16 protein-coding genes and 1 pseudogene are annotated in these 15,257 nt (G+C 66.9%); 4 read left to right on the top strand and 13 right to left on the bottom strand.

All coding sequences use genetic code 11. The annotated features are described in order from the left end of the window. Positions 1-362, top strand: a 362-nt coding sequence (locus tag ACWD0F_RS38140; RefSeq protein WP_449885148.1) for a tyrosine-type recombinase/integrase, incomplete at its 5' end; no start/stop codon positions are given. Between the two features lie 128 nt (positions 363-490). Here ACWD0F_RS38140 and ACWD0F_RS38145 read toward each other — a convergent pair. Both ACWD0F_RS38145 and ACWD0F_RS38150 read right to left on the bottom strand, forming a co-directional pair. Next, complete coding sequence (locus ACWD0F_RS38145) at positions 491-1,138, bottom strand: response regulator (protein WP_449885151.1); 648 nt, start codon at positions 1,136-1,138, stop codon at positions 491-493. A gap of 3 nt (positions 1,139-1,141) precedes the next feature. Next, on the bottom strand, positions 1,142-2,260 hold the full coding sequence (locus ACWD0F_RS38150) for a sensor histidine kinase (RefSeq protein ID WP_449885154.1): 1,119 nt from the start codon (positions 2,258-2,260) through the stop codon (positions 1,142-1,144). Between the two features lie 129 nt (positions 2,261-2,389). On the opposite strand from ACWD0F_RS38150, the gene ACWD0F_RS38155 reads away from it, so the two are divergent. Continuing rightward, the gene (locus tag ACWD0F_RS38155) at positions 2,390-3,103 is read left to right on the top strand and encodes an ABC transporter ATP-binding protein (protein ID WP_449885156.1); all 714 of its coding nucleotides are present in this window, start codon (positions 2,390-2,392) and stop codon (positions 3,101-3,103) included. After that, positions 3,100-3,828, top strand: a complete 729-nt coding sequence (locus ACWD0F_RS38160; RefSeq protein WP_449885159.1) for an ABC transporter permease — start codon at positions 3,100-3,102, stop codon at positions 3,826-3,828. Before ACWD0F_RS38155 ends, ACWD0F_RS38160 begins: the two co-directional genes overlap by 4 nt. A gap of 136 nt (positions 3,829-3,964) precedes the next feature. Here ACWD0F_RS38160 and ACWD0F_RS38165 read toward each other — a convergent pair whose 3' ends face one another. Next, positions 3,965-4,129: a hypothetical protein gene (locus tag ACWD0F_RS38165; RefSeq protein ID WP_449885161.1), complete on the bottom strand. Its 165-nt coding sequence runs from the start codon at positions 4,127-4,129 to the stop codon at positions 3,965-3,967. Positions 4,130-4,524: 395 nt separating this feature from the next. Between ACWD0F_RS38165 and ACWD0F_RS38170 the strand changes: the two are divergent. After that, positions 4,525-4,635 (top strand): annotated as a pseudogene (locus tag ACWD0F_RS38170) (IS3 family transposase); the annotation flags it as partial. Positions 4,636-4,692: 57 nt separating this feature from the next. On the opposite strand, the gene ACWD0F_RS38175 reads toward ACWD0F_RS38170, so the two are convergent. From ACWD0F_RS38175 to ACWD0F_RS38220, 10 genes are all read right to left on the bottom strand, one after another. Continuing rightward, complete coding sequence (locus ACWD0F_RS38175; RefSeq protein WP_449885164.1) at positions 4,693-4,884, bottom strand: hypothetical protein; 192 nt, start codon at positions 4,882-4,884, stop codon at positions 4,693-4,695. A gap of 457 nt (positions 4,885-5,341) precedes the next feature. Next, entirely contained in the window at positions 5,342-6,928 is a 1,587-nt protein-coding gene (locus ACWD0F_RS38180) for a peptide ABC transporter substrate-binding protein (protein WP_449885167.1), read from the bottom strand. Between the two features lie 138 nt (positions 6,929-7,066). Continuing rightward, a complete protein-coding gene (locus ACWD0F_RS38185) occupies positions 7,067-8,113 on the bottom strand; it encodes a hypothetical protein (protein ID WP_449885170.1) in 1,047 nt (348 codons plus the stop codon). 23 nt (positions 8,114-8,136) lie between these two features. Beyond that, positions 8,137-8,724: a pyridoxine/pyridoxamine 5'-phosphate oxidase gene (locus ACWD0F_RS38190; protein ID WP_449885173.1), complete on the bottom strand. Its 588-nt coding sequence runs from the start codon at positions 8,722-8,724 to the stop codon at positions 8,137-8,139. Further along, positions 8,721-9,941: an amidohydrolase family protein gene (locus tag ACWD0F_RS38195; protein WP_449885175.1), complete on the bottom strand. Its 1,221-nt coding sequence runs from the start codon at positions 9,939-9,941 to the stop codon at positions 8,721-8,723. The genes ACWD0F_RS38190 and ACWD0F_RS38195 overlap by 4 nt, the downstream gene beginning before the upstream one ends. Positions 9,942-9,966: 25 nt before the next feature. Continuing rightward, entirely contained in the window at positions 9,967-11,226 is a 1,260-nt protein-coding gene (locus tag ACWD0F_RS38200; RefSeq protein WP_449885178.1) for an amidohydrolase family protein, read from the bottom strand. 30 nt (positions 11,227-11,256) lie between these two features. Continuing rightward, a complete protein-coding gene (locus ACWD0F_RS38205; protein ID WP_449885180.1) occupies positions 11,257-12,273 on the bottom strand; it encodes an ABC transporter ATP-binding protein in 1,017 nt (338 codons plus the stop codon). Then, complete coding sequence (locus tag ACWD0F_RS38210; RefSeq protein WP_449885182.1) at positions 12,251-13,255, bottom strand: ABC transporter ATP-binding protein; 1,005 nt, start codon at positions 13,253-13,255, stop codon at positions 12,251-12,253. Before ACWD0F_RS38210 ends, ACWD0F_RS38205 begins: the two co-directional genes overlap by 23 nt. Continuing rightward, positions 13,252-14,151, bottom strand: coding sequence for an ABC transporter permease (locus tag ACWD0F_RS38215; RefSeq protein ID WP_449885184.1), 900 nt, complete (start codon positions 14,149-14,151; stop codon positions 13,252-13,254). The genes ACWD0F_RS38210 and ACWD0F_RS38215 overlap by 4 nt, the downstream gene beginning before the upstream one ends. After that, the gene (locus tag ACWD0F_RS38220) at positions 14,144-15,067 is read right to left on the bottom strand and encodes an ABC transporter permease (RefSeq protein ID WP_449885187.1); all 924 of its coding nucleotides are present in this window, start codon (positions 15,065-15,067) and stop codon (positions 14,144-14,146) included. Before ACWD0F_RS38220 ends, ACWD0F_RS38215 begins: the two co-directional genes overlap by 8 nt. Between the last annotated feature and the right edge of the window lie 190 nt (positions 15,068-15,257).

A 15,257-nucleotide genomic window follows, 5' to 3' on the forward strand; every position in this document is an offset into this window, starting at 1 on the left:
ATGATCGACAATGCCAGCAAGCGCATAACGGACGAGGCGACACCAACCTGGCGAGGAACGTACTAACACAAACATGGGCAAACCAAATGCCCTCTAAGAACGCGCCACGCGCGCTGGCCGAGCGCGCCCGCATCCGCTGGCTGCGCGCCGTGGCCGAAATCGCCCAGACGGCCGGCCTGGACGATCCCGCCACCGCGCACGTCCTGCGTCACACGCTCGCCACCACTCTGGTCCGCGGCAAGACTGACCTGGTCCTGGTTGCCGAGATCCTTGGCCACGCCCGCCTGGAGACCATCCGGCGCTACAGCTTGCCGTCCGACAAGGACAAGGAAGACGCCCTCAAGCTACGGCGCGTACTTTGACCTGCGCGTCCCGCGCAGGCTCATCGCCTCGGTCAAGTGGCCCAAATTGGACGCTCTATTAGTTATTCGCGGGTTGCGGGCGGCGGTGGCCCCATAGTGCCCGATCGAGGAACTGGCCGCAGCGGGGATCAGAGTAGTCCGGCGTCGCGGACCTTCATGGCGACCTGAACACGGTTGTCGGTGCCGAGCTTGGCGAAGATGCGGGTGATGTTGGCCTTGACCGTGGCGACGCTCATATAGAGTCCCTGTGCGATCTCGGCGTTGGAACGTCCTCTGGCCACCTCGACGGCCACCTGCCGTTCCCGGTCGGTCAGCTTGGCCAGCTCCCGATGGGCCTCCTCGCGGTGTGGCTCGTGCCCGCCTGTGGCGGCCGCGATCACCTGGTGAGTGACGCTCGGTGACAGCACCGGCTCGCCGGCGGCCACGGTGCGAACCGCCTCGACCATCTTGCCCGGCGGGGTGTCCTTGAGCAGGAACCCGGCGGCGCCAAGGCGGAGCGCACGCAGCACCATGTCGTCGGCGTCGAAGGCGGTCAGGATCAGGATCCGCGACGGCTCCGGCCAGGACAGCAGCGTCTCGGTCGTGACCAGGCCGTCCTGGCCGGGCATGCGGATGTCCATCAGCACGACGCAGGGCCGCAACTCGCGGATCACGCCCACCGCCTCGCGGCCGTTGCCCGCCTCGCCGACGATCTTCATGTCGGACTCGCCGCCCAGGATGAGGCGCAGGCCCGTACGCACCATCGGGTCGTCGTCCACGATCACCACTCGGATCACGGGTCAACCCTTCCACGGCAGTCGGACATCGAGGATGAACCGCCCGTTCTGGTGGTCATGTGTCATCGTGCCGCCCGCCAGACGGACCCGTTCGCCCAGGCCCACCAGGCCAATTCTTCCGCCGGGACCGGCGGCTGCCCCGAAAGAGGCCGGGTTGGTCACGTGGATGTGCAGCGCGTCACCCGGCCGCCCGTTCAGCTCGACGGTTACGCTGCTGGCTGGTGCGTGCTTTCGCGCGTTGGTGAGCGCCTCTTGGACGACTCGGTACGCGTTGCGCCCGGTCTGCGTGGGCAGCAGGTCGTGTTGTTCGATGGCGTCGGCCACGATGACCTTCTGCCCGGCGGCCCGTACCTCGTGGAACAGGTCCCGCAGGTCGGCCAGGGTCGGCTGCGGGGCCGCAGTGGCGCCACCGGCGTGGAGGGTGCCGAGCACGGTGCGAAGCTCGTTGAGCGACTGGTGGGCGTTCTCCTGGATAACCTGCGCGGTCTGCCTCATTTCCTCGGGGCCGAGGTCTGTTCGGTAAGCCAGGCCGCCGGCGAGCATCGCCAGCAGTGACATGCGATGGGCCAGGGCGTCGTGCATCTCGTGGGCGATCTTCGCACGTTCGGCCAGTTTGGCCTGTTCGATGCGCTGTAGTTCCGCCCGGTCGGCGGCCAGGTCGGCATCGCGCAGCGAGCGTAGGTAGAGACCGAAGATGGTCAGCCCGCCGAGGATCGCGGTGCTGGTGGTCAGGCTGACAACGGCCTGCTGCGTTGTGCCGCCGGAGAGCGCGTACACGCCCGTACAGGCCCAGAACAGAAACGCGATCGGGACGATCTGCCGCCGGCGGCGGTGCGTGCACAGCGACACGTACGCCACCTGGGCGGGCCCGGTCGCCATGCTGGACAGGGCGGTCAGCAATACGGTCACCGCGGCGATCTGCCACGGCCACCGACGCCGCGACCGCATCAGGACCAGCCCCAGCACGCTCAGACCCACGTCGAGCAGCGCGCGCGGCAGCCGATCCGGATGCTGCGGGAGGACCCAGGCCCAGATCGCGCCGTAGAACAGCATCGGCGCCACGGCCGCGAGGTAACGCAGCGCGCTGCCCCAGCGGTCGAGTGGCGGCTGATGGTCGTACACGGGTTCAAGCATAGGAAAGCCGCGACCGTGCCCTTAGCGACCTGGGTCGATGGCACTACCGCCCTAGGGCTACCCGATGCTCGACCTGGCTCCGATGAGTGAGCGCCGTACTTGCGATGAACTTGGTCCGTGATTGAGTTCAGCCATGTAAGCAAGACCTACAAAGACGTGCGGGCGCTCGAGGACGTGTCCTTCACCGTCGAGCCGGGCAGCGTCACGGGTTTCGTCGGCCCTAATGGCGCGGGCAAATCCACCGCGCTGCGCATCCTGCTGGGGCTCGGCCGGGCCACCTCCGGGTCGGCCACCGTGTTCAGGCTCCCGTACCAAGAACTGGAGCACCCGGCCTCCCAAGTGGGTACGCTGCTCGACGCCAACGCACTGCACCCCGGCCGCAGTGGGCGCGAGACCCTGACCCTCGGCGCGATCGTCCTGGGACTGCCCAGGGTGCGCGTCGACGAAGTGCTCGACCTGGTCGGCCTGACCCGCGCGGAAGGGCGGCGCGCCGTCGGGTCCTACTCCCTCGGCATGCGACAGCGGCTAGGCATCGCGCACGCGCTGCTCGGCAAGCCTCGTGCGCTCGTCCTGGACGAGCCGGTCAACGGCCTGGACCCGCAGGGGATTCACTGGATGCGCGCGCTGCTGCGCGACCTTGCCGACGCGGGCTGCGCCGTTCTGCTGAGCTCCCATCTCCTGCACGAGGTGGAGCAGGTGGCCGACCACATCGTGGTGATCGGCCGCGGGCGCGTGCTCGTCCAGGGCTCCATCGCCGAGCTCAACCACGGCCGCAGCCTGGAGCAGACCTTCCTGGAGCTGACCGCGAACACCGATCGGAGCCTCGCATGACCACGCCCTTCCACCGCCTGCTGACCGTCGAGAGCCGCAAGCTCTTCGACACCCGCAGCTCCATGATCCTCACCGCGGTCCTGCTCTGCCTGACGGTCGGGGCGATCGTCGGCCGCGGCCTGTATCTGGGCCCCGACCTGCGACGCCTGGTCTGGACGGCCGGCATCGGCTACGCCACCCTCCTGCCGGTGCTCGCGATCCTCACCGTGACGAACGAGTGGAGCCAACGCACCGCGCTGACCACCTTCGCGCTCGAACCCCGCCGCCGGCGGGTGATGGCCGCCAAGCTGATCCCGAACGTGCTCGTGGCAGTGGCAGCAAGCCTGTTCGCCCTGCTCGTCGCGGTCCCCGCGACCGCGCTCGCCGGCGCCGTACGGCACACGCCCGCCCACTGGAACGCCACCTTCGCCACCCTGGCCGGTTGGACGACCACCAACGTGCTCTTCGTCTTGATGGGATTGGCCCTGGGCGCACTCCTGCTCAACGCTCCCGCGGCGATCGTCGTCTGCCTGGCGAGCACCGGCCTGTGGAGCGCCGTCGCCACGCTCGGCGGCACAGGCGCGACGATCGCGGAATGGCTCGACCTGAACAGAACCACCGCCTCGCTGTCCACCGGCGACTGGGCGCATGTCGCCCCCGCCCGCCTCGCCGCATCGACCGCCCTGTGGATCGTCATCCCTTTGCTGCTCGGCACGGCCCGCGCGGCGCGCAAGGAAGTGAAATAACGCTACGGCCGAGTCGGATGCGGCGGTTCTGCCGTGATCTTCCGGAGCAAGGCGTGCAGGGTCAGCCGCTCGGCCTGGTCCAACGGGCCGAGAATCGTCTCCTCGAGGGCGGCCATCGCGATGTCCAGCCCAGCGTTCATGCGACGCCGGTCGGCGTCGCATGAACGCGCTTGCCACTCACGTCGCCGCGCTCCATTCGGCGCTCGACGAGACTGCGGTGCTCCAGCCCCTGCAGCAGGCTCGAAACGGCCGCCGCGCTCGTACGGGTCCACTGTGCGATGTCGCGCTTGTGCCGCTTCATAACTCATCGGGTGGCGCCTGATCTGCGGCTTTGACCTCCAGAGGCCTCGCGGGCAAGATCGCGGTCTGTGCCGGTTCGTCTGCTGTATCTGACCTTGATTCGAGTGTTTGGCTGGCTGGTGTTGCTGGGGCGTAGTCAGGCGTCCAAAGACGCCGAGATCATGGTGCTCCGGCATGAGGTGGCCGTGTTGAAACGGCAGATCGTCCGGCCGAAGCCGGACTGGGCCGATCGGGCCCTCCTGGCGGCGTTGGCCCGTTTCCTGCCGACGGCGCTGCGAGCTCACCGGCTGGTCACCCCAGGCACCTTATTGGCCTGGCATAGGCGTTTGATCAAACGCGCATGGATTTACCCCCACCGCACTGGCCGTCCCGGAACAAAGCAAGGATATCCAGGATCTGGTCCTCCGTCTGGCCCGCGAGAACCCCAGGTGGGGGTACCGGCGGGTACATGGTGAGCTGGTTCGCCTCGGCTTGCAGGTTAGCGAGGCGACCGTGCGCCGGATCCTGCGTTCACACCGACACCGGCCGGCGCCACGAAGCCTCGACACCTCTTGGCGGACGTTTCTACGGCTGCACGCGAAAGGACTGCTCGCCTGTGACTTCTTCCACATCGACACGATCTTCTTGAAACGCCTGTACGTCCTGTTCGTCATGGAGGTAGAAACACGACGCGTTCACATCCTGGGCGTGACTGCCCATCCCACCGGCGCCTGGACGGCCCAGCAGGCCCGCAACCTGCTCATGGACCTCGGGCACAGGGCCACCTCGTTCCGGTTCCTTATCCGTGACCGGGATACCAAGTTCACCTCCGTTTTCGAGGAGATCTTTGCCAGGGCTGGTGTCACGGTGGTGAAGACTCCGCCGCGGACGCCCCGAGTCAACTGCTACGCCGAACGCTGGGTGCGCACCGTCCGAGCCGAATGCGCTGATGCTGATCTACGACGAACGCCATCTGCGATCGGTTCTGAACGAGTACGCCGAGCACTACAACGCGCACCGCCCGCACCAGTCCCGCCAACAACGCCCACCCGATCAAGACGAGGACGTCGTGGTGCCGCTGGAAGGCCGGATTCAGCGCCGAAGGTGCTCAGCGGAGCCATCAACGAGTACCACCGGGCCGCCTGACAGGCCCGACGAAACACCAGCTCAGACCACGTGTACGAGTTTTGAAGCGGTACAGATTCCCAGCGCTTTCATTTGCGGGTGAGAGCGATCACTTGACCGTCACGGATTCGACACGCAGGCGGCGGAACGGATCGACGATCACGTCACTGACCCGGGCGGAGTGTCCGGAGATGATTCCCTGGTACCACAGGGGAATGTAGGGCATGTCGTCGAGCAGGACCTTTTCGGCCTGGAGATACTTCTCGTCGGCCTGCAGGGGATCTGCCGCGGAGTCCCCCTCCCCAAGAAGGTCTTCGAACTTCTGGTTGTGGTACTGAGAGAAGTTTTCGCCGGCGCCCTTGACGTACAGCGGCTTGAGATAGTTCGCGATGCTGGGGAAGTAGAAGGTCCATGCCGTGCGAAAGGCGGTGTCCACCTTGCCCGCGCCCAGGTCGTCCAGCAGCACGGACAGCTTGGGGTAGGCATTGATCTTGACATCGACGCCGAGGGCGCTCGACACCTGCCGCGCCACGGCCTCCACCCACTCCTTGTTCTCAGGTGCATCGCTGTTGTAGCCGATGGTGAACGTGTTGCCCGGGATCCCGCCCGCCGCCTGGAACATCGTTTTCGCCGCCGCGGCGTCGTGCTTACAGCTGGCGCCACAAGCGTCGGCGGCCGCGCGCGGTACGACCGGTGGCACATAGCCGGTCGCTCGGGTGCGCGTGTTGAGGAAGATCGCCTTGATGATCGCGTCGCGATCGATCGCCATGGAGATGGCCTTCCGTACGCCGGCCTCCTTGAACTTCTCGTTGGCCACCGGGAAGCCGAGATATTCCATCCGCCCACTGGGCGACTCCTGGAAACGCTCACCGAGGAGTTGCTTCGCCTCGTTGACCTTCGCGGTCGGGATCGCCCGCAAGATGTCGAGGTTGCCGGCGAGGAGGTCGTTGTATGCGGTGTCAAAGCTCTGGTAGATCCGGTAGGTGACAGCGGCCGCCTTCGCCTTCGTGCCACCGTAGGAGTTGTAACGGCTCAGTTTGATCGTCTGGTCGTGCACCCAGGCGCCGTTCATCATGAACGGCCCGTTGCCGATCGGCTGCTGCTCGAAGTCCTTGGGGTTTTCGTAGGCGACCTTCGGTAGCGGAGAGAAGGCCGGATAGCCCAGCAGTTGCCGGAACTGCGATGACGGCCGGACCAGCTTGACCTCGAGATGTTGATCATCGATCGCTTTCAGGCCCGACATCGATGAGGCGGCACCGGAGACAGTCTCCTTGTACCCGGAGATGTCCCCGAAGACATAGGCGTTCAGCTGCGCGGAGTCCTTCTTGACCGCGAAGTTCCAGGCGTCGGCGAAGGACTTGGCGGTCACTTTCTCGCCGTTGTGGAAAGTCCAGCCGTCCTTCAGCTTGATCTTCCAGACGATGTTGTCCGTGGTCTCGATGTTCTCCGCGACCTGCATCTGGGTTTCGTTGGTTTTGATGTCGAAGGTCACCAACGGAGTGAACAGGGCGGACACGATTTCGGCGCCGTAGACCTCCGAGTAATTGGCCGGCATCAGCGATGACGGTTCCAGGATCGCCGTGGAGAACTGCTCGGGGTCGCTGTTCGGGGAGTCGGCGCCTGAACACGAAGCGGTCGACGTCAGCAATGCTGATGCGACGACGACCGTCGCGATGGCTCGAAAGGGCGAGATCATGGGTCCACCTATGAGTCTTTGGCCACTGCTGTCGTGGCCGACAGGCGATAAGCTGAATTCTGTATTCATATAAAGATGATGTTGACCGGCAGCACCCGCTGCCGCGCGGGCACGCTCACTCCGTCAAGGCGGCTTCCGCTAGCCCTTGACGTTGTCCTCCAGCCAGGAGGTGATCGTATGAGCCACTCTGTCCGCGCTGCGATCCATCATGATCATGTGTGAGTTGCCGGAGTAACCGTGATCCGGAAGGTCGATCCAGGTGGACCGTCCTCCGGCCGCTCGCAGCGCATCGTGAAAGCGACGGGCGGAGGCGTACAACTCGCCCCATGAGTCATCCGCATCCAAATGGTCGCCCCAGATGACGAGGTGCGGAATCCGGCGCAGCTTCCTGAAATCGACGGTCGACGGGTCGGGGGCACCGGACGGTTCGATCGCGACGTGCGCACGGACCTGGTCGGGAGCGGCGATGGTCACCGCGTAGCCGAGCGGGCCGGCCGCACTGTGGGAGAGGATCACACTGGGCCCGACCTTGGCGACCAGGGCTTCATAGCCGGCCTGGGTCGACTGATCGTAGGTGCGAAAACGCGGTACCACCTGCTTGACGAACTCGTCGAAGGCTGCCACGGGGAACAGCGTGTCCGGGTACGGCCGGCGATCAGCCGGATCGGTGGCATAGGAGCCGGCGGGCCCGATGCGGAACAATTCCCAGAGTTGTTGCTTTGTACGGAACACCGGTTCGGCCGGGGCGATCTCCGGGTAGCGTTGCCACGGGGCGCGGCCTCCCGCGAACCCGTCGGTCAGATGGACGTCATGCCCCTCGGCCAGGAAAAGTTGCTGCCACCCCGGCCGCCCATCCGGCGTGGTCTCGAAGCAGGCGCCGCTCAGGCCACCGCCGTGCCACATGAGCAGTGGCAGTGAACTGCGAGGGCGCACCAGACGCACATACTGGACATAGACCTGTCCTGTTTCGAAGTCGCCGTTGGGATCTACCCGAACCGGGGGCTGCCCCTCGGCAACGAAGGCGTCCCGAGGCGCGGCACCGGTGAGCGTCATCGAGCGTCCGCCGACGTAGTAGCTGCCCATCTCACGTACGCGGATGCCGTCGCCGTCCGGACTGCCCAGGCCACCTGCCGCACCGACGATCACCGTGGGCACGGCACCGGCCAGGAGCTCTCGACGTTTCATGTCTAACTTCCGATCTAACAAGCTCAGGAACTGAGCGCCTGCCGTATCCAGGTGTCCCCGACGAGCCGAAACCGATCACGTATGTGCAGGCGATCGGGGCGACCCGCCTGGACGAACTCGTACTCCACCGGAGTGATCACATATCCGGCCCAGTGCGTGGGCACGGGCACGGGTGTGCCCTCCGGCCAGCGGCGGGTGGCCGCGGCCATGGCGGCGTCCAGGACGCTGCGGTCCGCGATGGGCGCGGACTGGTGGCTCGCCCAGCTCCCGAGCTGGGCGAGCCGGGATCGGCGGCGAAACTCACGATTCGCTTCCGCCGTGCTCATGCGAACCGCTCGGCCACGCACGCTGACCTGACGGCGCAGCGACATCCAGGTGAACAGCACCGCCACCTGGGGATGGGCGGAGATGTCCTGCGCCTTGCCGGAACGGCTGTCGGTGACGAAGCCGATCCGGCGGTCGGCCATGAGCTTCACCGCGACGGTGCGCAGGCTGGGGTCGCCGGCCGGACCGACGGTGCCCAGCGACATGAGTTCCGTCTGCGGATCGCCGGCTTCCCGCGCGGCCGCCTGCCAGCCGAGCAGGATGCACATCGGGTCGTCCTGGCTCACCGGGTGACCTGCCCGTCACGTGCCACGGCGAGGATCCGGTCGAGCGCGGTCAGATCCCGCACGGGATCGCCGTCCGTCGCGATGAAATCTGCCAGATATCCGGGTGCGATCCGGCCGAGACGGTTGCCCATGCCGAGTGCGGCGGCAGCGTGGGTGGTCGCCGCGGCCAGGGTGTCCCGGTTGCTCATCCCCGCGCCGGCCATGAGCCGCAGTTCGGTGGGCAACGCGTCGAAAGGGGTGAAGCGCCAGCCCGCGTCCGTGCCGCCCACCATCCGGACGCCGCCGCTCACCAGGCGCCGAAAGTCTTCCAGGTCGTGGGGATGACGCCTTCGCCACAGTCTGCCCACGTCCCCGGAGGCCGCGGGTGGCGCGGCGAGCACATGGTGACCGACGGAAAGGGTGGGACAGATGACCGCGCCGGCGTGGGCGAGCGATTCGGCGACAGCCGGGTCGAAGCCGCTGCCGTCCTCCTGTGCTGTGCGGAACTTCCCGTGTTCCATGAGCGTGACACCCGCCGCGAGGGCGGATCGCATGGAGTCGGCCGACAGGCAGTGGACTTTCAGCGGACGGCCGAGCGCCGCGGCCGTGTCGACGGCGGCTCGGAGCGTCTCCTGGGGAAAGCTGGGCTCCCAAGCCGGTGCACCAGGGGTGCCGCCGCCGGAGGCCATGATCTTGAGGAAGTCGGCTCCAGCTGCGGCGAACCGCGTGGCCAGCTCCACCACGTCACCCGCGTCCGCCGCCTCTCCGCCGAAGCGCCAGGTGTGTCCGCGTACCGTCGTGATCGGTGCTGCGGCCACCAGCGTCCGGGAGCAGCCGGCCAGGTCGGCAGCCCTGGCACGCACCGCGAATACGGCTTCCGGCTGGCCGCCGCAGTCGGCGACGGTGGTGATGCCCGCACGCAGCGCGGTCCGGGCGTTCTTGATGCCCAGTTCCACTCGCTCATGCATGGTGAGCGCCGCCGAGACCTCTTCTCCGGTTCCATCCCCGAACTCGGTCAGGTGAACGTGGGAGTCCACGAGACCGGGGGAGACCACCGCCTGCCCGAGGTCGAGGGTGGGACAGGCGTCGGGCCATTCGGCCGGCCTGGTCGGGCCGGGGACGATCTCCGCGAAACGACCGTCCTTGATGAGCAGCCACGCGGGACCCGGGGCTGCCGCCCAGGGGTCCGTACGCAGGAGCCCGGCATATACCACCAGCTCACCGGGTGACCGGGTCATGGCCCTTCGCCTCATCTCAGGGAGTTCAGCGGACCGGCGTCCACAGAAGCTCGGAAGCCTTCGCGGATACGGTGAGGTCGTCGCGGTGGACCAGACCACCCTTCATGACGAACGCCACCCGCTTGAGCGCCTCGATGTCCTGGACGGGATCGCCGTCGACAGCGATGAGGTCGGCGTGAGCGCCGGCGGCGAGCGTGCCGATCTGTCCCTGCTTGCGCAGCACGTCTGCCGCCACCACGGTGGCCGACCTGATCGCGTCCAGCGGCTTCATGCCGTACTGCACCATCAGGCTGAACTCGTCCATCTGCTCGCCGTGGGGGAAGGAGCCGACGTCGGTGCCGAAAGCGATCTTGACACCGAGTTCGAGGCCGCGCTTGAAAGCTCCTTCGTGCCTTTTGACGAAGCGCCTGTCGAACTCGGTGTGCTGGCGCTTGTAATACGTGCCCATGGTCGGCACCCAGTAGGTGCCGAACTCGAGCATCGCCTGCAGGTCCTCCTCCGTGAGGAGCGGGCCGTGCTCCAGTGTGCGGACGCCGCCGCGGATCGCGGCCTGAGCGCCGTCCTTGCCGTAGGCGTGCGCGGCGACGTCGCGCCGGTACCGCTTGGCCTCGGCGACCACGGCGGCGATGTCCTCCTCGGTGAACTGGTGGAGTGGCTCCAGTTCCTCCGGCTCGACATCCTTGCGCGTGCTGGTCGCGTAGATCTTGACCCAGTCCGCGCCGATCTTGATCTGGCGGCGGACCTCCTTGATCAGCTCGTCCCGGGTGTCCACCATCCCCGCGACGTCGGGCAGGTTCAGCTCGGGGTTGACCTTGTCGTCGATGCGCATGTCACCGCCGGTGATGGAGATGCCGTCGGAGGCCACGGCCATCCTCGGCCCGGGGATGATGCCCTCCTCGATGGCGTCCCGCAGCGCGGTGTCACCGTGCCAGACCTGTTCGTTGTCGGTGTCACGAGCGCTGGTGAAACCGATCTGCAGAGCCCGGTCACACGCCGCGACCCCCTCGATCACCCGGTAGACCTGCGTCTTGAACAGGATCGCCGGCGGCCACACCTGGTCTTCGGGGCGCAGCAGCATGTGGGTGTGGCAGTCCACGAGACCGGGCATGAGAGTCAGCCGGCCCATGTCGACGACCTCGGCGTCGGCAGGCGGGGTGTCAACGACGGACACAATCCGGCCGTCGGCTACGACGACGCTCGCGTTCTCGTAGTACTCGCCTGACTCAGGGTCCAGCACACGGGCGGCGCGCACGGCGTACTGCCGGTCGTTGGGGGGATTGTTCACTTTTCCTCCTGAATGGTGTGCAAAAAATGGTTACGAGATGGCTTGGTGTCCGGAGAGCGTCCGGATGGGACCGACGAAGTGACACGCCGTACGGTGACGTGCGTCCATGCCCTCCATCAGCCTGGGCTCGTGCGCCGCGCACACGTCCTCCGCTTTCCAGCAGCGAGTGCGGAAGCGGCAGCCGCTCGGGGGCGCCGTCGGGCTGGGGGGATCGCCCTCAAGCATGATCACGTCTTGCTCCTGGGCCAGGCGCGGGTCCGTCGGCAAGGCGGCGGACAGCAGCGCCTGGGTGTACGGGTGTCCTGGCTCGCCGTAGACGGCGTCCTCGGCCCCTATCTCGATGATCTTTCCCAGGTACATGACGGCCACCCGATGGCTGATCTGGCGGACGACGGCCAGGTCGTGGGCAATGAAGATGTAGGACAGGTTCATGCGTTCCTGCAGATCCGCCAGCAGGTTGAGGACCTGCGCCTGGATCGAGACGTCCAGCGCCGAGACCGGCTCGTCGCAGACGACGATCTCCGGACCGAGCACGAGCGCGCGGGCGATGCCGACGCGCTGGCGCTGGCCGCCGGAGAACTCGTGTGGATAGCGGTTGATGTGATCGGGATTGAGGCCGATCAGGTCGAACAGTTCCCGGGTCCGGCGCCTGCGCTCAGCAGCCGTCCCCTCCCCATGCACCACCAGCGGCTCGGCGACGATGTCACCCACCGTCATGCGGGGGTCCAGGCTGGTGTACGGGTCTTGCAGAATAATCTGGATCTTGCGCCGCAGCGCCTTCAAGCCGGCTCGGCTGAGCCGGTGAATGTCCTCACCGCGGTAGGTGACGGCGCCGGACGTGGGCCTGTCGAGCGCGACCAGAATCCGGCCCAGCGTGGACTTCCCGCAACCGGATTCGCCGACCAGGCCGAGCGTCTCCCGCTCTCCCAAGGTGAAGGACACACCGTCGACGGCATGCACCTGTGACGCTTGGCCCCTCGGCCAGCGACGCCCTGCCGGGTAATGGCGCGCGACGTCCGTGACCTCAAGAATTGGCTGGGAGCACATCGGCGATCAGCTCCTTTCCCAGATGACAGGCGCTCCAACGGCCTTGCGCGTGCTCGCTCAGCTCCGGCTCGCGCTCTTCGCACGCGGCGTGAGCGAGAGCACAGCGAAAGCGGAAGGGGCAGCCGTCCGTCTCCGTGCCCAGCACCGGCGGCTGTCCGGGCAGGGCTGCGAGCTGCCCGGCCCGGCGGTCGGCCCGCGGGACCGCCTCAAGCAGCGCTCTGGTGTACGGATGTGCAGGACGGCCGAAGATGTCACGCACCGCGCCCGACTCCACGACCCGGCCGGCATACATGACCACCACCCGGTCCGCGACCGAGGCGACGGCGCCGAAGTCGTGAGTGATCAGCACCAGCCCCATGGACAGTTCGCTCTGCAACGTCTGGAGCAGGCGAAGGATCTGAACCTGCACGGTCGCGTCCAGCGCGGTTGTGGGCTCGTCCGCGATCAGCACCTGCGGCGAGAGCGCCAGCGCCATCGCGATCACGGCACGCTGCCGCATTCCCCCGGAGAACTGATGCGGGTACTGGCGGTAGCGCTTCTCCGCGTCCGGGATGCGGACCTGCCGCATCAGCTCGACCGCCTTTTCCTTCGCCTGGGCCCGGGACAGGCCGAGGCGGGTGCGTAGGGTCTCGCCGATCTGCGGCCCTACGCGTACGACGGGGTTGAGCGCGGACAACGAGTCCTGGAAAACCATGGCGATGCCCTCGCCGCGCACCTTGCGCCTCTCGGCCTCCGGCAGGCGAAGCAGGTCGCGACCGCCCCAGTACACGCTGCCGCCAGTGATCTTGGCCGGCGGGGTGTCCAGGATTCCCATGATCACCTGGGCGGTCATGCTCTTGCCCGACCCCGACTCCCCGAGAACCGCGAGAGTCTCTCCGCGCTCCACATGCCAGCTCACGCCGCGCAGTACTCGCACGGACCTGTCATCGCCGGCGAACTCGACCCGCAGGTCGTCGACGGCAAGCAGATGTTCGTTGGTCACGATGCCCCTCTCGGGTCGATCGCATCCCGGACGACGTCGCCGAGCAGGATGACCGCCAAGACAGTGACGCTGAGGAACAACGCCGGGCCCAGCAGCGGTAGCGGAGCCTCCAGGAACCGCGCCTGGGCGTCGTGGATCATCTGCCCCCACGAGATCGTCGGGGGGCGCAGCCCGACCCCGAGCATCGAGATGATGGACTCGTAGGTGATGAACACGCCGAGATTCGTCGTCACGACCACCAGCCACGGACCGAGGCTGTTCGGCACCACGTGCCGGGCCAGCGCCCTGAATCGTGAGCAGCCGATGGCCGCCGCGGCCAGCACGTAGTCATGCTGCTTCGCTTCCATCACCGACGAACGGGTGATCCGGGCGACCTGCGGCCAGCCGTGCACCATCAGCGCGATGATCACCATCCAGGCGCCGCTGTCCGACGTGCCGAACAGCGTGAGCAGGACGCTGGCGCCCAGCAGCAGCGGGATGGCCAGGAAGATCTCGATGACCCTTGACAGGGCGCCGTCGACCCAGCCGCCGAAGTATCCGGCCGCGGCGCCGATGACGCCGCCGATGAGACCGGTCAACAGGGAGACGGCGACGCCGATGCCGAGGCTCGCCCGCGCGCCGTACACGCTGCGCGAGAACACGTCGCAGCCCTGCAGATCGCGGCCGAACCAGTGTCCGGCATCCGCTCCGGCGAGCGTTGAGCCGAGGTCGCACTGGTATGGATCGGCCGGCGACAGAAGACCCGGCGCGACGGCCATGGCCGCCATGATCAAGAGCAGAACGGCGGACAGGAAGAACAACGGACTGCGCGACAACCTGCGCCAGACCGCCGGCCGCCTCCGTCGCGGCTCCGCGGTTCGCTGCGGTATGTCACTGACCGTAGCGAGCTCAGGCATAACGAATCCTCGGGTCGAGTACGGCGTACAGCAGGTCGACGACCAGGTTCACGATCACGTAGACGAGGACGAAGACGGTGACGATGCCCACCACTGTGGTGCGCTCGCCCAGATAGACGGCACGCGCCATGGCCTGGCCCATGCCGGGGAGATTGAAGATGCTCTCGGTGATGACGGCGCCGCTGAGGAGCGCGCCCACCTCCAGGCCGAGGAAGGTCACTACCGGAATGAGGCTGTTACGCAGGGCGTGGTGCACCACGACCCGGACCCTGGTGACCCCCTTCGCGGTGGCCATGCGCACGTAGTCCTCGCGCAGCGCCTCGTTGAGCTGACCTCGGGTCAGCCGTGCGACGTAGGCGGTGGAGAGTGATCCGAGCACAAGCCCAGGCAGGATGTAGCTGAGCAGTCCGTCCTGCGATCCGGCCACGGGCAGCCAGCCCAGCTTCACGCCCACAACGAGCTGGAGGATGAACGCGGTCACGAAGAAGGGGATGGATAGTCCGGCGAGGGTGAAGATGCGCACTCCGGTGTCGGCGATGCCGTTGCGGCGCAGAGCGGACAGGATTCCGGCGCCCATTCCGACGAGAATCTGAAACGCCAGGGCGACGGCGGCGAGTTGCGCGCTGACCCCGATCCGTTCACTGAGCATCTGGGCCACGTCCTGCCCGCTGAATGTCTGCCCCAAGTCGCCTTGAACGACTCCGAGCAGGAAACGGCCGTACTGCATGAGCAACGGGTCGTCGAGGTGATATCTGGCGCGGATCGCCTCCGCGAACGCCGGGTCGGCGGCACGCTCACCGGCCAGCGCCTGTACGGGATCGCCCGGCAGAGCGAAGGTTATGACGAAGATGGTGAAGGTCGCGCCGACGAGGACCAGCACCGCCTGTGCGACGCGGCTCGTGAGGTAACGGAGCAAGGTGGTTTCCTTCGCTTGCTTTACTTCACGAGCACAGGCTCGGCCCGCGGCACGTGTCTCGGGCTCTCCCTGAAGATCGCCTTTGTGGCCGGGGAGTAAAAACGGGACATGACCGAGCGGGCCATGCCGACGGCCGCCAGGCCTCTCGTGCGCAGCAATATATTCATCCCATCTTTGTTTCGTCGAGAAG

The sequence above is a fragment of the Nonomuraea sp. NPDC002799 genome (assembly GCF_053592075.1).

Coding starts and splice junctions, on each gene's coding strand:
- ACWD0F_RS38185 (WP_449885170.1), bottom strand. CDS start 8,113: ATGAAACGTCGAGAGCTCCTGGCCGGTGCCGTGCCCACGGTGATCGTC.
- ACWD0F_RS38160 (WP_449885159.1), top strand. CDS start 3,100: ATGACCACGCCCTTCCACCGCCTGCTGACCGTCGAGAGCCGCAAGCTC.
- ACWD0F_RS38205 (WP_449885180.1), bottom strand. CDS start 12,273: ATGTGCTCCCAGCCAATTCTTGAGGTCACGGACGTCGCGCGCCATTAC.
- ACWD0F_RS38215 (WP_449885184.1), bottom strand. CDS start 14,151: ATGCCTGAGCTCGCTACGGTCAGTGACATACCGCAGCGAACCGCGGAG.
- ACWD0F_RS38165 (WP_449885161.1), bottom strand. CDS start 4,129: ATGAAGCGGCACAAGCGCGACATCGCACAGTGGACCCGTACGAGCGCG.
- ACWD0F_RS38195 (WP_449885175.1), bottom strand. CDS start 9,941: ATGACCCGGTCACCCGGTGAGCTGGTGGTATATGCCGGGCTCCTGCGT.
- ACWD0F_RS38180 (WP_449885167.1), bottom strand. CDS start 6,928: ATGATCTCGCCCTTTCGAGCCATCGCGACGGTCGTCGTCGCATCAGCA.